Source organism: Allosphingosinicella sp., from assembly GCF_036570505.1.
Lineage (GTDB): Bacteria > Pseudomonadota > Alphaproteobacteria > Sphingomonadales > Sphingomonadaceae > Allosphingosinicella.
This window is the reverse complement of the sequence record NZ_DATCYB010000076.1, coordinates 14,326-29,849: the sequence shown is the minus strand read 5'-3', so window position 1 is coordinate 29,849 and position 15,524 is coordinate 14,326. Positions and strand designations below refer to the sequence as shown.

Annotated in this window: 21 protein-coding genes; 11 read left to right on the top strand and 10 right to left on the bottom strand. The window is 62.4% G+C overall.

Annotated elements, in window-relative coordinates:
* The 7 genes from VIR62_RS09240 to VIR62_RS09210 form a co-directional block, all read left to right on the top strand.
* Positions 1-742, top strand: a 742-nt coding sequence (locus VIR62_RS09240) for an efflux RND transporter periplasmic adaptor subunit (protein ID WP_431870624.1), incomplete at its 5' end; no start/stop codon positions are given.
* Positions 743-745: 3 nt separating this feature from the next.
* Positions 746-3,991, top strand: a complete 3,246-nt coding sequence (locus VIR62_RS09235) for an efflux RND transporter permease subunit (protein WP_431870622.1) — start codon at positions 746-748, stop codon at positions 3,989-3,991.
* 11 nt (positions 3,992-4,002) lie between these two features.
* A complete protein-coding gene (locus VIR62_RS09230; protein WP_431870629.1) occupies positions 4,003-4,347 on the top strand; it encodes a DUF190 domain-containing protein in 345 nt (114 codons plus the stop codon).
* A 403-nt stretch (positions 4,348-4,750) separates the two neighbouring features.
* Positions 4,751-5,083: an STAS/SEC14 domain-containing protein gene (locus VIR62_RS09225; protein ID WP_431870620.1), complete on the top strand. Its 333-nt coding sequence runs from the start codon at positions 4,751-4,753 to the stop codon at positions 5,081-5,083.
* Positions 5,084-5,270: 187 nt separating this feature from the next.
* Complete coding sequence (locus tag VIR62_RS09220) at positions 5,271-5,657, top strand: hypothetical protein (RefSeq protein WP_431870618.1); 387 nt, start codon at positions 5,271-5,273, stop codon at positions 5,655-5,657.
* Between the two features lie 38 nt (positions 5,658-5,695).
* Positions 5,696-6,136, top strand: coding sequence for an STAS/SEC14 domain-containing protein (locus tag VIR62_RS09215; RefSeq protein ID WP_431870616.1), 441 nt, complete (start codon positions 5,696-5,698; stop codon positions 6,134-6,136).
* A gap of 210 nt (positions 6,137-6,346) precedes the next feature.
* Complete coding sequence (locus tag VIR62_RS09210; RefSeq protein ID WP_431870614.1) at positions 6,347-7,258, top strand: cation diffusion facilitator family transporter; 912 nt, start codon at positions 6,347-6,349, stop codon at positions 7,256-7,258.
* Here the strand turns inward: VIR62_RS09210 and VIR62_RS09205 are convergent.
* The 3 genes from VIR62_RS09205 to VIR62_RS09195 form a co-directional block, all read right to left on the bottom strand.
* Complete coding sequence (locus VIR62_RS09205; protein ID WP_431870628.1) at positions 7,210-7,380, bottom strand: hypothetical protein; 171 nt, start codon at positions 7,378-7,380, stop codon at positions 7,210-7,212. The two genes, VIR62_RS09210 and VIR62_RS09205, sit on opposite strands and share 49 nt — an antisense overlap.
* Positions 7,368-7,508: a hypothetical protein gene (locus tag VIR62_RS09200; protein ID WP_431870631.1), complete on the bottom strand. Its 141-nt coding sequence runs from the start codon at positions 7,506-7,508 to the stop codon at positions 7,368-7,370. Before VIR62_RS09200 ends, VIR62_RS09205 begins: the two co-directional genes overlap by 13 nt.
* 279 nt (positions 7,509-7,787) lie before the next feature.
* The gene (locus VIR62_RS09195) at positions 7,788-8,093 is read right to left on the bottom strand and encodes a hypothetical protein (protein WP_431870612.1); all 306 of its coding nucleotides are present in this window, start codon (positions 8,091-8,093) and stop codon (positions 7,788-7,790) included.
* A gap of 198 nt (positions 8,094-8,291) precedes the next feature.
* Here VIR62_RS09195 and VIR62_RS09190 point away from each other — a divergent pair, with 198 nt between their 5' ends.
* Positions 8,292-9,206 carry a cation diffusion facilitator family transporter gene (locus VIR62_RS09190; protein WP_431870610.1) on the top strand — a complete coding sequence of 305 codons (915 nt, stop codon included), beginning with the start codon at positions 8,292-8,294 and terminating at the stop codon, positions 9,204-9,206.
* Here VIR62_RS09190 and VIR62_RS09185 read toward each other — a convergent pair.
* Positions 9,194-9,886 carry a ZIP family metal transporter gene (locus tag VIR62_RS09185; protein ID WP_431870608.1) on the bottom strand — a complete coding sequence of 231 codons (693 nt, stop codon included), beginning with the start codon at positions 9,884-9,886 and terminating at the stop codon, positions 9,194-9,196. The two genes, VIR62_RS09190 and VIR62_RS09185, sit on opposite strands and share 13 nt — an antisense overlap.
* Before the next feature lie 237 nt (positions 9,887-10,123).
* Here VIR62_RS09185 and VIR62_RS09180 point away from each other — a divergent pair, with 237 nt between their 5' ends.
* Positions 10,124-11,464 (top strand): dihydrolipoyl dehydrogenase family protein, encoded by a 1,341-nt coding sequence (locus VIR62_RS09180; RefSeq protein WP_431870607.1) that lies wholly within the window; start codon positions 10,124-10,126, stop codon positions 11,462-11,464.
* Here VIR62_RS09180 and VIR62_RS09175 read toward each other — a convergent pair.
* Positions 11,461-11,865 carry a MerR family transcriptional regulator gene (locus VIR62_RS09175; protein ID WP_431870605.1) on the bottom strand — a complete coding sequence of 135 codons (405 nt, stop codon included), beginning with the start codon at positions 11,863-11,865 and terminating at the stop codon, positions 11,461-11,463. The two genes, VIR62_RS09180 and VIR62_RS09175, sit on opposite strands and share 4 nt — an antisense overlap.
* Before the next feature lie 304 nt (positions 11,866-12,169).
* Between VIR62_RS09175 and VIR62_RS09170 the strand changes: the two genes are divergently transcribed.
* Complete coding sequence (locus VIR62_RS09170) at positions 12,170-12,331, top strand: hypothetical protein (RefSeq protein ID WP_431870603.1); 162 nt, start codon at positions 12,170-12,172, stop codon at positions 12,329-12,331.
* Positions 12,331-12,549, top strand: coding sequence for a GDCCVxC domain-containing (seleno)protein (locus VIR62_RS09165; protein WP_431870602.1), 219 nt, complete (start codon positions 12,331-12,333; stop codon positions 12,547-12,549). The genes VIR62_RS09170 and VIR62_RS09165 overlap by 1 nt, the downstream gene beginning before the upstream one ends.
* 109 nt (positions 12,550-12,658) lie before the next feature.
* Here VIR62_RS09165 and arsB read toward each other — a convergent pair whose 3' ends face one another.
* From arsB to VIR62_RS09140, 5 genes are read right to left on the bottom strand one after another with little or no spacing between them, the layout of a single operon-like run.
* On the bottom strand, positions 12,659-13,726 hold the full coding sequence (arsB, locus tag VIR62_RS09160; protein WP_431870600.1) for an ACR3 family arsenite efflux transporter: 1,068 nt from the start codon (positions 13,724-13,726) through the stop codon (positions 12,659-12,661).
* Positions 13,727-13,728: 2 nt separating this feature from the next.
* Complete coding sequence (gene arsC / locus VIR62_RS09155) at positions 13,729-14,163, bottom strand: arsenate reductase (glutaredoxin) (protein ID WP_431870598.1); 435 nt, start codon at positions 14,161-14,163, stop codon at positions 13,729-13,731.
* Complete coding sequence (gene arsN2, locus VIR62_RS09150; protein ID WP_431870596.1) at positions 14,160-14,600, bottom strand: arsenic resistance N-acetyltransferase ArsN2; 441 nt, start codon at positions 14,598-14,600, stop codon at positions 14,160-14,162. The genes arsC and arsN2 overlap by 4 nt, the downstream gene beginning before the upstream one ends.
* The gene (locus VIR62_RS09145) at positions 14,588-15,124 is read right to left on the bottom strand and encodes an ArsI/CadI family heavy metal resistance metalloenzyme (protein ID WP_431870595.1); all 537 of its coding nucleotides are present in this window, start codon (positions 15,122-15,124) and stop codon (positions 14,588-14,590) included. The genes arsN2 and VIR62_RS09145 overlap by 13 nt, the downstream gene beginning before the upstream one ends.
* Entirely contained in the window at positions 15,121-15,471 is a 351-nt protein-coding gene (locus tag VIR62_RS09140; RefSeq protein WP_431870626.1) for an ArsR/SmtB family transcription factor, read from the bottom strand. The genes VIR62_RS09145 and VIR62_RS09140 overlap by 4 nt, the downstream gene beginning before the upstream one ends.
* Positions 15,472-15,524: the final 53 nt, after the last annotated feature.

The following is a 15,524-nucleotide window of genomic DNA, read 5'->3' as shown; positions in this document are numbered from 1 at the left end:
ACAGGCGGCGCGATCCGCCGCGGCGCGCGAACAGCGGCTGTTCGATGCGAAGATCACGGCGCGTCAGGACCTCGAAGCCGCCCGGGCGGCGCGTGCGCAAGCCGAGGCGGAGCTCGATCGGGCGCAAGCGGCGGTGCGCGCCGCCGGGGTAACCGGCAACGGCCGCTATCTTGCCGTCCGTAGCCCGATCAGCGGGCGAATCACGGAGGTCGATACCCAACTCGGCGCCTATGTGTCGGCGGGTGAGGAACTGTTCAACGTCGCCAATCCGAACCGCATCCAGATCGATGCGTTCGTGCCTTCAACGGATGCCCAGCGCATCCGGCCCGGCGATCAGGCGAGGATCGAGCTGGCGGGCGGCGGCGTAATTGACGCGAGGGTGCGCTCGACGACCCCATCGCTGGACCCCGAAAGCCGCGCGGCGACGGTGGTTCTGACCCCGTTGGGCACCCACGCCGGCCTGACGCAAGGCCAGGCCGTGCGCGTCAGGATAACTCCGCGCGGGGCGCCAACCAGCGATCGCATCGTGCTGCCCGAGGAGGCCGTTCAGTCGTTCGAGGGCCGCGACGTGGTCTTCGTGCGCGTGGAAGGCGGGTTCCAGGCCGTTCCCGTCACTTTGGGTCAGCGGAGCGCCGGTCGCGTCGAGATCACTTCGGGTCTGGAGCCGGGTCAGACGATCGCCACTACGAACGCGTTTCTGATCAAGGCCGAACTCACCAAGGGCGCGGGCGGGGAGCATTAATTCATGATCGCACGACTTATAGCTCTCTCCGTCCGCTCCCGCTGGATGGTCCTGTTCCTCTTCCTGGGGGTAGCAGCGTTCGGCACATGGCAGCTGTTCAAGCTGCCGATCGACGCGGTCCCCGATATCACCAGCAACCAGGTGCAGATCAATACCTCTGATCCGCGCCTGTCCCCGGAAGAAATCGAAAAGCTCGTCACCTATCCGGTCGAGATTTCACTGGCCGGCATCCCCGGACTGGAAACCACGCGGTCGATCTCGCGCAACGGGTTCAGCCAGGTAACGGCAATCTTTTCCGAATCCACCGATCTGTATTTCGCTCGGCAACAGGTGGGAGAACGGCTGACCCAAGTTACCGAGAACCTTCCCGATGGCGTGCAGCCGCAGATCGGGCCGGTGACAACCGGTCTCGGCGAGATCGTCATGTATACCGTGGGCTACACCAATCCGGACGGGAGAGGCGCGAAGAAGATCGCCGGACAGGCCGGTTGGCAACCCGACGGAAGCTATCTCACACCCGAAGGCGAATTGCTTACCGATGAGGTTTCCAAAGCCGGATATTTGCGAACCGTGCAAGACTGGATCATCGGCCCGCAGCTGAAGGCGATACCCGGTGTGGCCGGCGTCGATTCGATCGGCGGCTATGCCAAGACATTCGTGGTCGAGCCCGATCCTAATGAACTGACCAGTTACGGAATTTCCTACAGCGAACTCGGCGAAGCGCTGGAAGACGCCAACCTTGCGGTAGGCGCCAATTTCTTCAACCGCAACGGTGAAGCCTATCTCGTGCGTGTCGACGCGCGGGTGCGATCCGACGATGCAATCAGGAACGCGGTTGTGGCAACGCGCGGCGGAGTTCCGATCACGGTCGATCAGATCGCCGACGTCAGGGTGGGCGGTGATTTGCGAACCGGCGCCGGCAGTCTGAACGGCGAGGAAGCGGTGATCGGCACCGTGCTCATGCTGATCGATCAGAACAGCCGGATCGTGGCGGAATCAGTAACAGAGAAACTCGATCAGATTTCGACGTCGCTGCCGCCCGGCATTGATGTAAACATCGTCCTGAACCGCGCGGAGCTTGTCGGTGCGACCGTGGGAACGGTCGAAACCAATCTGACCGAGGGCGCATTGCTGGTCGCTGCTGCGCTCTTCCTGCTATTGGGTAATTGGCGCGCCGCGATTATCGCAACGCTGGTTATTCCGTTCTCCTTCCTGATGATGGCGACCGGGATGAACACCTTCGGGGTGCCCGGCAACCTCATGAGCCTGGGCGCGCTCGACTTCGGCCTGATCGTGGATGGCGCCGTCATCATTATCGAAAACTGTCTCGCGCGGCTGGCGCTTCGCCAGGAACATGAAGGGAGGCTGTTGACCCTCAATGAACGGCTCGAGGAAACGATGCATGCATCGCAGGAGATGATCAAACCGACAGTGTTCGGCCAGGCGATCATTCTCCTCTCCTTCACGCCGCTGCTGATGTTCACCGGCGTGGAGGGCAAGACCTTCTCGCCGATGGCGATCACGATCATGCTGGCGCTGTTCTCGGCGTTCATTCTTTCGCTCACGCTGGTGCCGGCACTGGTCGCCTTGCTCATTCGCGGGCGCGTTGCCGAGAAGGAGGTATGGATCATCCGCAAGAGCAAGGACCGCTATCTGCCCTTGCTCGACAAGGCGCTTGCCCGGCCGATGCCGTTCATCGCCGGCGGTGTCGCTTTCTTCCTGGCGGCCGTTCCGGTCTTTGGCTTGCTCGGTTCGGAATTCATTCCTCAGCTTGACGAGAAGAACTTGGCCGTTGCCTCGACGCGGGTGCCTTCGGTCAGTCTCGAGCAATCCTTGGCGATGCAGCTCAAGGTCGAGGAGGCTGTGACCGCGCTTCCCGAAGTGGAGCTGATGTTCTCCAAGACCGGCACCGCGGAGGTTGCGACCGATCCGATGCCGGTGAACGTCTCCGACGGGTTCGTCATCCTCAAGCCGGAAGACCAATGGCCGGAGGGCGTGGATACAAAGGACGAAGTGATTGAGCGCATCGAGGAGGCTGTGAGCGGCCTGCTCGGGCAGGTCTACGAAGTCAGCCAGCCGATCGAATTGCGCTTCAATGAGTTGATCTCGGGTGTCCGCGGCGACGTGGCGATCAAGCTTTATGGCGACGATCTCGACAAAATGTCGCAGACCGCCAACGAAATGGTCCAGGTGCTGCAGTCCATTCCGGGCTCGGCCAGCGTGAAGGCGGATCAGGTCGGAGGTGCGCCCGTGCTCGATGTGGAGCTGGATCGTGCGATGATCGCTCGCTACGGGCTCACCGTCGAGGAGGTCGCGGACACCGTCGCGACGGCTCTCGGCGGACGGGAGTCGGGTTTGCTGTATGAAGGCGACCGCCGCTATGAAATCGTGGTTCGCGTGCCCGATGCGACGCGGGTGAACCTCGATGCCATTCGTGCGCTTCCTGTGCTTTTGCCCGAAGAGCTCGGGGAAGTCCGGCAACAGATTCCGCTCTCGCAAGTAGCGAATATCCAGCTGACCGAAGGGCTGAACGAGATACGGCGCGAGAACGGAAAACGCCGGGTCGTCGTGCAGATGAACCTTGAGGATCGAGATGCGGGCTCGTTCGTCGAGGAGGCGCGGGCCAAAATCGCTCAAATCGAACTTCCTGCCGGCTATTATCTGGAATGGGGCGGACAGTTCGAGAGCCTGCAGGCGGCGACCGCACGGCTGTCGATCGTGGTGCCGCTGGCCTTTGTTGCCATCTTCGTCCTGCTTTTCATGGCCCTGGGATCGGGCGGCCGGGCGATTGCGGTCTTCCTGACGCTGCCGCTCGGACTGGCCGGCGGCATCTTCACCCTCGCCCTGACCGGGATCAACTTCTCCGTCTCGGCGGCGGTGGGGCTGATCGTGCTGGCCGGTGTTTCGGTTCTGAACGGTCTGGTCGTGATGACGGCCGTTCGGGAACGTCAGGAGCACGGGCTGCCGCTGGTCGAAGCAATCCGGGAAGGCATGAGCGAGAAGATGCGCGCGGTCATCATGACCGGCTTCGTTCCGGCGGTCGGCTTCATTCCGATGGCAATCGCCACCGGGACGGGGGCCGAAGTCCAGAAGCCGCTCGCTGTCACGGTTATCGGCGGTTTGATTGCCGCAACCGTTCTCACCCTCTTAGTATTGCCGTCGATTGCGAAAGTTGTGCTCGGAGCGATCGAAAACCGTCGGCGCAGGCGGGAGGAGAATGCGCCGCCGGTTGCCCCGGAACTGGCGTGAAGGAGAAGATCATGACTGAACCGACAAAGCTGCTGCGCATTTACACCGACGAGGGCGCCTATCTGGGAGATCGGAAAGTCCTGAATGTCATTGCATTGCGCGCACGCGAAGCGGGATTGGCGGGTGTCACCGTTCTGGATGCCCGGCTCGGCTTCGGTAGCTCGGCGCATATGCATCGGCGTCACGTCTTCGAAAGCGACCGCGCCGTCGTCATCGAGATCGTCGAGACGGACCAGCGGCTGCGGACTTTTGTCGAGGGCCTCGAGGACATCCCGGACATCGGCTTGATTACCCTGGAGAAGGTGGAAGTCATCGGCGGCAGTGGACTGAAAGCGATGCTCGAAGAGGGCGAATGACAGCAACTGTCGCGGTTCGGGCAAATGATGCCGAACACGGGACTGCGCGAGCGCCATCATAGCGCCTGCCGCGAAGCGCTCCCCCTTCGCCTCCCGACGGAGGGGGGTGCCCGACCTGCTCGGGTTGTTCGCCTTCGTCAAAAGATCCCGATGCCGCCGGACGCTATTCCACACCTGCAGCGAGGGAAGCCCTGTCGCCTCGAGTGGTCGAGGGCGATCTGATGATCGGCCTGTTACCGCCAAACGACGAGCCCGTGGGGCTTGCCGCCTTTTCGCAAGAACCGACGCATATAGGGCGCCGGAATCATCGCTCGGATCACGGGATCGGCTTTGCCGCAATGTGGCGCGGGAGGACGAGACGAATTGAGGGAGGTTACATGAACAAACGGCAACGGAGGCGGCCATGGTCGAAATGGCAGAAAGCGATGAACTGATCCATATCGTGGCCGGGAAAACCCTTAAATCCTCTGACTTCGACTATTTCGTGCCCCGGTTCGAGAATGTCGCTGCGCGCGAGCCGGGGAGGGTTCCTATGGTAATCGAGCTCGCGCCGGATTTTTCCGGGTGGGATCTCGACGGTATCTGGCGCGACCTCAAGTTCGACGTGAAGCACAAGGACAGCTTCGGCCGGATCGCGATCGTCGGCGACAGCAAATGGGAGGAATGGGGCACGAAGATCTTGACCGGAGAATATGAGGACGTGGATCGGCTCGGCAGTCCCCTGCCGGCTAAATGATCGAGGAGCGGGTATTCGACGGTGGATACGAGACGCCCATGACCACCACAGATGAACAGGTGCAGCGGCCGCGCGCACGTTGCCGGTGCTGCACCTGTTATCGTAATGGTGGCACCGGAGGCCTTCCAGATGTCATGATCATGATACACCTGCCAAGCAAAAGCCTTGCGCGTTGAGACCGCGTCACTTGCTCTTGGGGTTCGCTGGAAGCCTGCTCCTGGCCCTTCTGGTCCTGGCGATGGGCCTCCAGCAACCGCTGATCAGGATCGTGCAGGACATGTTCGGCTACGGCGGGCCGCACTCCGACGAGGTGACGGGAAACCGCGATCTCTTCCATTCCGGCGTCCGGATCGGTGGGCGCAGGGCCGGCGAAACATACGGTGATTATGACATTCGGAGGGATCGGGCCGCGACGAACCATTTCTTCGGCTTTGGCTGCGTCGAAAACTGCCGCGAGCAAAAGGCCGGCTACCGATGGGCGGTAAGGCATGACATCGCCGATCCGGGAGACTGTGCCGGGCTGACCTGGGCCTTTCTCGAGGGCTGCGCAGCCTATGCCGTGCGCCATGAATAGGTCCGCCACGGAAGGATTGCTCCGGGTGAGTACCAGGCATGGATTCGCTCAACTGTGCTGGCGTTCGCATCAGACTGGAGGGGAGACTTGTGCTCACCATAAAGAAGAGAACCGACGGGATACTCCACATTCGCGCCGATGGCCAGCTAACGACCAATGAATTTGCGGAGTTCGTGCCACAGTTCGAGTCGTTGGCCGGTCCTTCTAGCCCGATGCTGATCGAACTGGGACCGGGCTTCACCGGCTGGTCACTCTCGGCCTTGTGGCGCGACCTGAAATTCGACTTCAACCACCGCGACCAGTTCGGGCGCATGGCTGTCGTCGGTGACGAGGAATGGGAGAAATGGGGCATTCAAGGCTCTGGCCTCATGTTTCGTGGCGAGATGCGTTTTTTCAAAACCGGTGAAGAAGACCGAGCCATGGCCTGGCTACTGGGGAGTCGGAGAGAAAGGCCGGACAAAGAGAAGCCAGCACAATGATCCTGCTGCTTGGGCGCGCCTCTTGCCATCCCGGTGGGCGGCGGGCGGCGGGCGTGCGCAGGTCGAACGCTTTTGCAGCTTTGCAAGCAGCGGGGATTCTCGGTTGCGGCTGCTAACTCCTAAGCGGGGAACGCGACCGCGGCGCTGTAGATTAAAGATTAATATGCGGCGCGTCGGGCATTTTCCCAGGCGGAGACGGAGGACCAATAGATGGGTGCAGGTCACAGCCACGGCGGGCATAGCCACCATCATACTGCGGGCGCCAATTCCAGGAGACTCGCGCTTGCGCTGACATTGACGACGATCTTCCTGATCGCCGAGGTGATCGGGGCGTATGTGTTCAACAGTCTCGCCCTGCTGTCCGACGCCGCCCACATGTTCACGGATGCTGCCGCGCTCGGCATTGCGCTGGCGGCCATCAAGGTCGGACAGCGGCCGGCCGATGATCAACGCACCTTCGGCTATCGCAGGTTCGAAATTCTGGCCGCCGCTTTCAATGCCTTGTTACTATTTGCGGTGGCGGGCTATGTTCTCTGGGAGGGGGTCGCCCGCTTCTTCGCACCGACCGAAGTCGAGTCGATCGGGATGCTCGTCGTCGCCGCCATCGGTCTCATTGTGAACCTGATCTCGATGCGTCTGCTGTCGGCCGGTAAGGACAAGAGCCTCAACGTCAAGGGTGCCTATCTTGAGGTTTGGGCCGACATGTTGGGTTCTCTCGGAGTAATCGCCGGCGCTGGCCTAATCATGCTCACCGGCTGGCAATGGGTGGACCCGGTGGTCGCAATTGGGATTGGGTTATGGGTGCTACCGCGAACTTGGATGCTGCTCAAGGACACGACACGAATATTGCTGGAGGGCGTCCCGCGCCATCTCTCTCTGAGCGAAGTTCGAGCGGCCATCGGAGCCGCCCCCGGCGTGTCGGGCGTTCACGATCTGCACGTCTGGTCACTCACCAGCGATGACGCAAGCCTCTCCGTTCACGTTGAACTAGCGCCGGGCGCGACCGCTGAGACGGTTCGTATCCATGTCGCCGCGATGCTTCGTGAAAAGTTCGGCATCGACCATGCGACGATTCAGGCGGAACAGGAACCCTGTGAAGACAGTCCGGCGTTGCACCCGTAAGCCAGCTCAGCGAAACACTGACGAACGCCCCGCCGCATAAGCCGGAACGGCTCGCTGTACCCGCTAGGAGTTTCCATTCCCGGCGATCCGGTCGGCATCCCTGGAACGGCTAGACCCCCGATGCCTTGCGGACGCTGCGCGAGCAGGCACTTAACACGTAGCCGTCGACGATGCCGGTATGGCAAGAGGCGAGATTGCCTCGGACGCCGAGCCGGCGCTTGGCGCTCGCCATGTCTGCGGTGTCGCTCACATTCGTAGTATAGCCCGCCTGACGCGCGAGGCGCGTCCAAGTTAGGCAGAAGCCGCAGCCGGGATCGCAATAGAGCGCAATGGTGCGCGACCTCCCAGCCTCCGTCTCGCTTGCCTCGCACAACTGCTCAAAAACAGCGCTGGGAAAGCAAGCCCACTCTGGAAGGCGCGCCATCGGGAGACCGATAAATGAGTCATCGATCTCTGTTCCAGAATGGGTGTCAGTGACCTCGATCTCCACGTGCGCAAGAGCATACTTGTTCTAGACGGCAGACGGCGATTAGTGATGCGACCGGCGGTGATGACGCCGCTCACGCCGATGATGCCGGCCGTCTCGACGATAGTCATCATGATAATAGCTGCGGTCGCGATAATAGCGGCGGCCGGCATAGTAGCCGTAATATGGATCTCGGTAGCGGTAGCCGCCATAGCCATAAACAGGGCCGTGAACTCCCAGATTGATGCTAACGCCGCTATGTCCATGGCCGCGGCCATGATCTCCGTGATGCCTTTGCGCCATAGCTGGCGAGCTCGTGAACGCGACCGCGGCCATGACGCCCAAGAGAAACGCGAGTTTCTTGATCATGCTACACCTCCAGAGCCGACTAGCCCCTCCGGATCAGGCGATCTGACAAACAAATTTGGTCTCAGGGGCTGAATGTTTACTGAATGCCGGGCTTGTCCTTTGTGAGCGTCCTGGCCTCTGTTCCGCATACACCCTATAAACTCCAATCTGATGGCCGCCGACTGGGCATCAACAGCCGCGATAGTTTCGGAGATAAGAATGAGCGCAGGGCACGACCACGGCGTAGAAGGCATGAGCGACGCCCGGCTCGTCTGGGCCGTCACCGTGAACATGGGACTGACGGTGGTGCAGATCGTCGGCGGCATCCTGGCGGGCTCGCTCGCGCTCGTCGCCGATGCGCTTCACAACTTCAGCGATGCGGCATCGCTGGGACTGGCGCTCTTCGCTCGCAAGATCGGGCGCCGGCCCGCCGACAAGCTGATGACGTTCGGCTACGGCCGCGCGGAAGTGGTGGCCGCGCTCATCAATCTCACCACGCTCATCATCGTCGGCCTGTATCTCCTGATCGAGGCGGTTACCCGCTACTTCGATCCGCAGCCGGTGGAAGGCTGGACGGTGGTGATCGTCGCCGGCGTCGCCTTGCTGATCGACGTGGCGACCGCGATGCTCGTCTACAAAGGATCGAAGCACAGCCTCAATATCAAGGCCGCTTTTCTCCACAACGTGTCCGACGCGCTTGCCTCAGTCGGCGTGATCGTCGCGGGCACGCTAATCCTGCTCTACCAACTCTACGTCGCCGACCTCGTCATGACGGTCCTGATCGCCGCCTATGTGCTCTATCAAGGTTTCTCGCTGCTCCCGAAAACCATCAAGCTGTTGATGGGCGCCGTGCCGGATGACGTGGAGTTTCACGAGATCGTCGAAGCTCTTCGGGGGACCGAAGGCGTAGCGGACGTTCACCACGTCCACGTCTGGAGCCTGGATGAGCATGACCGGGCGCTCGAAGCCCACCTCGTGCCGTCGGTCGCCTCGCTCGAAGCGTTCGAAGCGGTCAAGGCGCGAGCGCGCGCCACGCTGAGCGGGCGGTTCCACATAGGCCATGCGACACTCGAAGCCTGCCTTGACCGGCAAGGTCCCGACCATGCCGCCGCGATGCAGTCTCAGCCGAAGTAGGAAGCGACTGCCGCGAACAGCCCAAATCCGAAGATGACGGCGAAGCTGAAGAGCTTCGACGGCGGATACACCTCATGCGCCTCCTTCATGATCTCCTCGGCCGCCGCCACCAACAACATGCCGGCAATGAAGGCGAGCGCCGTCAGTTGATACGCCTCGGGCTGGCTCCTGAGGGCGAAATAAGAGAGGATTGCACCGGCGAGCACCGGAACGACGAACGAGGCCGAGAGAAGGATGCGTTTAGTCCGCGCTACACCAGCATCGCGGAAGGTGGCGATCGTTGCGAAGCCTTCGGGAATGTCCGCCGCCACCTGCCCCAGGGCGAGGACCAGCGCCAGCTCGAACGAGAGCGACGAGCCGGCGCCGATAAGAAGCCCGTCTCCGAACAGATCCACGGCCACAGCCGCGTAGATGGTCCATGCGCCGCCTGCGTCACGCCCACTCTGACCGGAGCTTTCGGCAGCATCCGCGGATGACGACTGGAATCGCTCGATCAGGGCATCGAGCCCGATGAATGCCGCGCCACCTGCGATGAATCCGGTGACGGCCAACCAAGCATCCAGACTCTCGAGCGTACGAGGCGCGAGTTCGACGGCGATCACGCCGAAGACGATCCCCGCTGCGAGATGCAGGGCGATCGAAAGACTTCGGCGCGATGTCCGTATCGCCTCCGCGAGCATTCCGCCCGCGAAATTGCCCGCCGCCGGAAACAGCGCAAGGAGCAGCACTCGCACTATGTCCGGCATGTAGATGCTTCTGTTGGCTCGGCCATTTCTGTTGAACCGGACAGATTGCCGCCCGTTCCCTTCCGCCCGCTATGAGACGGCATCTCGTAATGTTTGCCACCTGCGAAATGCCCGCCTTAGAGGGAACCCGTACCTGCTCCAGCTTTGTTGAAGAGGGACAGGAGGGTGCCAATGAACTTCGATCTTCTGATCATCGGCACGGGCACAGCCGCGATGGTGGCGGCAATGCGTGTTCGCCATGCAGGCCGCAGTGTCGCGGTCATTGACGAAAAGCCATTTGGCGGCACGTGCGCCCTGCGCGGTTGCGACCCCAAGAAGATGTTGGTCGCTGGCGCGGAGGTCATCGACGAACAGCGGCGGATGCATGAGCGTGGCGTGGTCGGAGACCTGCGGATAGACTGGCCGGAACTGATCCGCTTCAAGCGCAGCTTCACCGATCCGGTGCCGGAAAAGCACGAGCATCGCTACCGCGAGGCGGGCATTCTCACATTCCACGGCACGGCGCAGTTCACCGGTCCGAATACGCTCAGAGTTGGCGATGACAGGCTGACGGGCCGCAATATTCTCATTGCTTCCGGCGCGAAGCCGATCAAGCTTGGCATCCACGGCGAACAGCACCTGATCGATAACGAAGGATTTTTGGCGCTGGAAACACTGCCGCAAAGGATCGTGCTTGTCGGGGGCGGCTATATCGCGGCTGAGTTCTCGCACATTGCCGCTCGCGCCGGCGCCCAGGTGACCGTCTTCCAGCGTGGCCCACGGATGCTCATGCACTTCGAGCCGGAGTTGGTTGGCTGGCTGATGGAGAGTTTCGGCGGAATCGACGTCGATGTGCGCACCGGAACAACCGTGACGGCAATCGAGCGCATCGAAGGAGGTTTCCTTGTCCGAGCCGAGTCAGACGGGGACCCGGTCGTAATCGAGGCCGATCTCGTCGTTCACGCGGCGGGTCGCGCTCCGGCGCTCGATCAGCTGGACCTGGAAGTCGCCAATGTTGCGGTCGAGAACGGCAGCCTCAGGCTCAACGACTTCCTCCAGAGCGTCAGCAATCCGTCGGTTTACGCAGCAGGCGATGCCGCCCAGCAGGGGCCGCCGCTGACGCCGGTTTCGAGCCATGACGCCAAGGTTGTTGCGGCGAACCTGATCGAGGGCAACAACCGCAAGCCCGATTATCGGGGCGTGCCGAGCGTTGCGTTCACTCTGCCGCCGATTGCCGCCGTGGGCATGGGCGAAAAGGAGGCCCGCGAGTCGGGTCTGCGCCTGCAAGTGAAGTGCAAGCGAACCTCCGATTGGTATACGGCCCGGCGGGTCGCGGAGCCGGTGTATGGCTATAAGACGCTGGTGGAGGAAGGCAGCGGGCGAATCCTTGGCGCGCATCTCGTCGGTCCTCACGCGGACGAAGTAATCAACCTCTTCGCCCTCGCCATCCGCCACGGCCTCACCGCAGACGATCTCAAGAGCACCATGTTCGCCTATCCGACCGGCGCGTCGGATATCGGCTACATGGTTTAGGCGGGCGTGCTTTCGAGCATGTCGATGACAGGACAATCAGGCACATGGCCGCCCGAACAGCGCTCGATCGTTGACGCGAGCAGCCGCTCCAGTTGCGCCAGATCGGCGATCTTGCTCCTCACCTGTTCGAGATGATGGACGGCGATCTCCTGAACTTCGTCGCAGCAGGCCTTGCCGGGACCGCCGAGACCGAGGATTGCTCGAATCTCCTTCGGGGTGAAGCCAAGCTCTCGCGCCCGCTTGATGAAGCTGAGCGCCCGGACGTGTTTCTCGGCATATACACGGTGACCTCCCTCCGTTCTGTCCGGCACATCGAGAAGATCGACTTTCTCGAAATAGCGGATCGTCTCAATATGGACGCCCGTGCGGCGGGCAAGCTCGCCAATCGACAGACCAGCCATGCAAAACCTCTTGATCCTGTAGCTGCTACAGGTGTCAGATAGACGCGAATCGAGACGGAGACGAGACTTGACTGACCAACGTGTCCTGGGCCCCGCACCGGCGGGCGGGACTGGAACCGGAGTTGCTGCGGTGGGGACCGCCGCGAGCTTGACGGCTCTATTCTCTGCCGCCGCCTGCTGCGTTCTGCCACTAGCACTCGGCGCCGCTGGCCTAGGCGCGGGGGGCCTTGCCGCATTCGTACCTTATCACTGGCCGCTAACTATCGCAGCGCTCGTCCTAGTCGCCGCTGGATGGGGACTCTATGTGCGAAAGCGCCGGGCCTGCACCACCGATGCAACGTGCGCAGCACCCGCACCCAATAGCGCGACCCTCATCATGCTTTGCGTCGCGACGGCGATCGTCGCGCTCAGCGCGCTCTGGAGCTTTATCGAGCAGCCGCTGATGCGTGCGCTGGGCGGTGCCTGATGCTGCTGACTTCGACCCTTACCTGTCCGAAATGCGGCGGAGTCTCCGTGGAGACTATGCCGACGGACGCCTGTCAGTTCTTTTATGACTGCCGGCATTGCGGCGAGGTTTTACGGCCTCTCAAAGGCGACTGTTGTGTGTTCTGTTCCTTCGGAGACACGCCCTGCCCACCAATCCAGGAGGCGAGGGAGACTGGCTCCGCCTCGAGCTGCTGCTGAGGCGCATGATGTCGATCGCGTAGGGCAATTAGTAGCGCCGCCACTCACCGTCGCGCATCGCGGCCACCGAGAACGTGACGGAATCCGGACGCCGGGGCCAAGTCAGATTTCAGGCTGTCGCCTCTTCATCGTACCAGCCCTTGGTGCGCTTCACTAAGGCCACCACTGAGAGCATCACCGGCACTTCGACGAGGACGCCGACCACGGTTGCCAATGCCGCGCCGGACTGAAGGCCGAAGATGCTGATGGCAGCGGCGACCGCCAACTCGAAAAAATTGGAGGCGCCGATCAGGGCGGCAGGGGCGGCGACGCACCAGGCGACCCCGAACCGGCGGCTGAGCCAGTAAGCCAACCCAGCGTTGAAGTAGACCTGGATCAGGATCGGGACGGCTAGGAGCAGGATGACCAGCGGCTGTTCGAGGATCTGTTCGCCCTGGAAGCCGAACAGGAGGACCAGCGTCGTCAGCAAGGCGACCAGCGAAATCGGGCCAACTCGCTTCAACAGTTGGTCCAACGCTGGTTGCCCGCCGGCGCGGAGCGATGCCCGACGAATGGCCTGAGCGATGACCACCGGCACGACGATGTAGAGCACGACCGACAGCAGGAGCGTCTCCCACGGCACGGTTATGGACGCGACGCCGAGCAGCAGCCCGACCAGCGGCGCGAAAGCGAACACCATGATGAGGTCGTTGAGCGCAACCTGGCTCAGCGTGTAGTGGGGCTCCCCTTCGCAGAGGTTCGACCAGACGAATACCATCGCGGTGCAGGGCGCGGCCGCCAGTAGGATGAGACCGGCGATATAGCTCTCGATCTGGTCCGCAGGCAGGAGCGGCCGGAATAGCCAGCCGATGAAGACGGTGCCGAGCAGGGCCATTGAGAAGGGCTTCACAGCCCAGTTGATGAAGAGCGTCACGCCGACGCCCCGCATGTGCTGCCGCACCTGACCCAGCGCTCCAAAGTCGATCTTGAGCAGCATCGGGATGATCATCAGCCAGATGAGCACCGCGACGGGAAGGTTCACCCGCGCGACCTCGGCCGAGGCAATGACCGCGAACAGATCAGGCACCGCCGCGCCGAGAGCAATCCCGACGACGATGCAGAGTGCCACCCAGAGCGAAAGATAGCGCTCGAAGAGTGACATGGCGGGCCGAGCCGCCGCGATAGCTTCGGTTGCCATCTCTATTCCTTGGGCGAGCCGACGTGACGGCCGCTTTCATCGACGATTAACTCGCCGTCTTCCTTTCGGAAAGCTCCACGCTGGGGCTGCGGGAGGATGTCGAGAACTTCCTCCGACGGGCGGCAGAGCTTCACGCCCAGCGACGTCACGACGACGGGCCGGTTGATCAGGATCGGGTGCTCCATCATCGCATCGATGAGCTGGTCCTCCGTCAGATCCTGGTTATCCAAGCCGAGCTCGGCATAGGGCGTGCCCTTCTGCCTCAGCAGCTCGCGCGGGCTTATGCCCATTCGGTCGATCAGCGACACCAGCTCGGACCGGCTCGGCGGCTCCTCCAGATATTCGATGACGGTCGGCTCGATACCGGCGTTGCGGATCAGCCCCAAGGTGTTGCGGGACGTGCCGCAGGCGGGATTGTGATAAATGGTGACGGTCACTGATGGGCCCTCGTGAGGTCTAGCTTCATGAATGCGGCCGAGGCCGGACAGAGGTCGCGGAACTCTCGCGTGGTCTGGATCTTACGCGGCGCCTCCGGCCGTGCGGCAGGCTCAAAGCCGATCGCCGCGAAGAAGTCGGCGGCGGTCGTGGTCAGAAGCCAGAGCCGCTCGATGCCGATCTTCTTCGCCTCGACGGCCAAGGCTTCGACGATGCTTTTCCCAAGCCCCTTGCCGCGCGCCGCCGAAGGCACGACCAGCGAACGCAGGAGAGCATCGGCACCAAATATCTCCATCCCCACAAAGGCGAGCTCGCCTTCGCCCGACGAATAGAAGAGCCGGCCCGCCTCCCGCACGTCGTCGTACGGGAGGTTGGCAGCGTCCAGCGCAACCTCAAGCTGCGCGAGATCGGAATCGTGGAGCCGCGTCAGCCGCAGCACGGGGCCTCCGCCGCACGACCCTGCTTCGGCTCACAGCAGACGCCCTGGGGCGTCGTGTCGTCGCAGCAGGCCACTTCCTTGGAAATGACCGGAGCGCAGCAGTTTGCCTCCGCCGCATTGGCGGAGATGGCGGTCAGATCGACGTTGTCGCCGTAAACCGTCGCCTCGCCATTGGTGAAGAACGCCTCCCACACGACGCCCTGCGGATCGGCGATCCAACTCTTCTCCGACTTGGCGTAGCAGCAGGTGGTAGCACCTTCCTCGACAACCGGACGATCGGCGGCCTTGAGGCGACCATAGACCTCGGCCAGCTCCTCCTGGTTTTCGACCTGAATGCCGAGATGCTCGATTCCCTTAGCGGCGTGATTGCCGGCCGAAATTGCGAAGTTGACCCTCGGATCCTCGAGCATCCACTTCGCATAGTCCTGCTTCACCACGGCCGGCTCCGCACCGAACAAGGTGGAGTAGAAGCCGATCGACTGATCGAGGTTCTCGACTCCGACATGGACATGCAGGCGCTTCATGCTGATTTCCTTTCCTGAACGGGAGCGGCTCCCGAGCCGCAGCCTGCATCGGGGGCACAGGCCGCGCCGGCGCAGCAGTTTTCGGTGAGATCGCCGAGCAGCGCATTCATCGCGGCATAGTCGGCGGTGTAGATGAGGGACCGGCTCTGCCGCTCCTGCCTAATCAGTCCCGCCCGCGTCAGCTGAGCGAGATGGAAGGACAGCGACGAGTTGGGGACGCCCAGAGCCTCGGCGATCGCGCCCGCCGGCATGCCCTCGTCGCCGGCCTGGACCAGGAGACGGAACGCCGCGAGGCGGTGCTCCTGCGCGAGGGCCCCCAACGCCCCAATGACGGCGGCGGAGTCCATCATCCGGCTTTCTGCGGACAACAATCGCGGTCGCGAAGCTTCTCCAGCGGGAG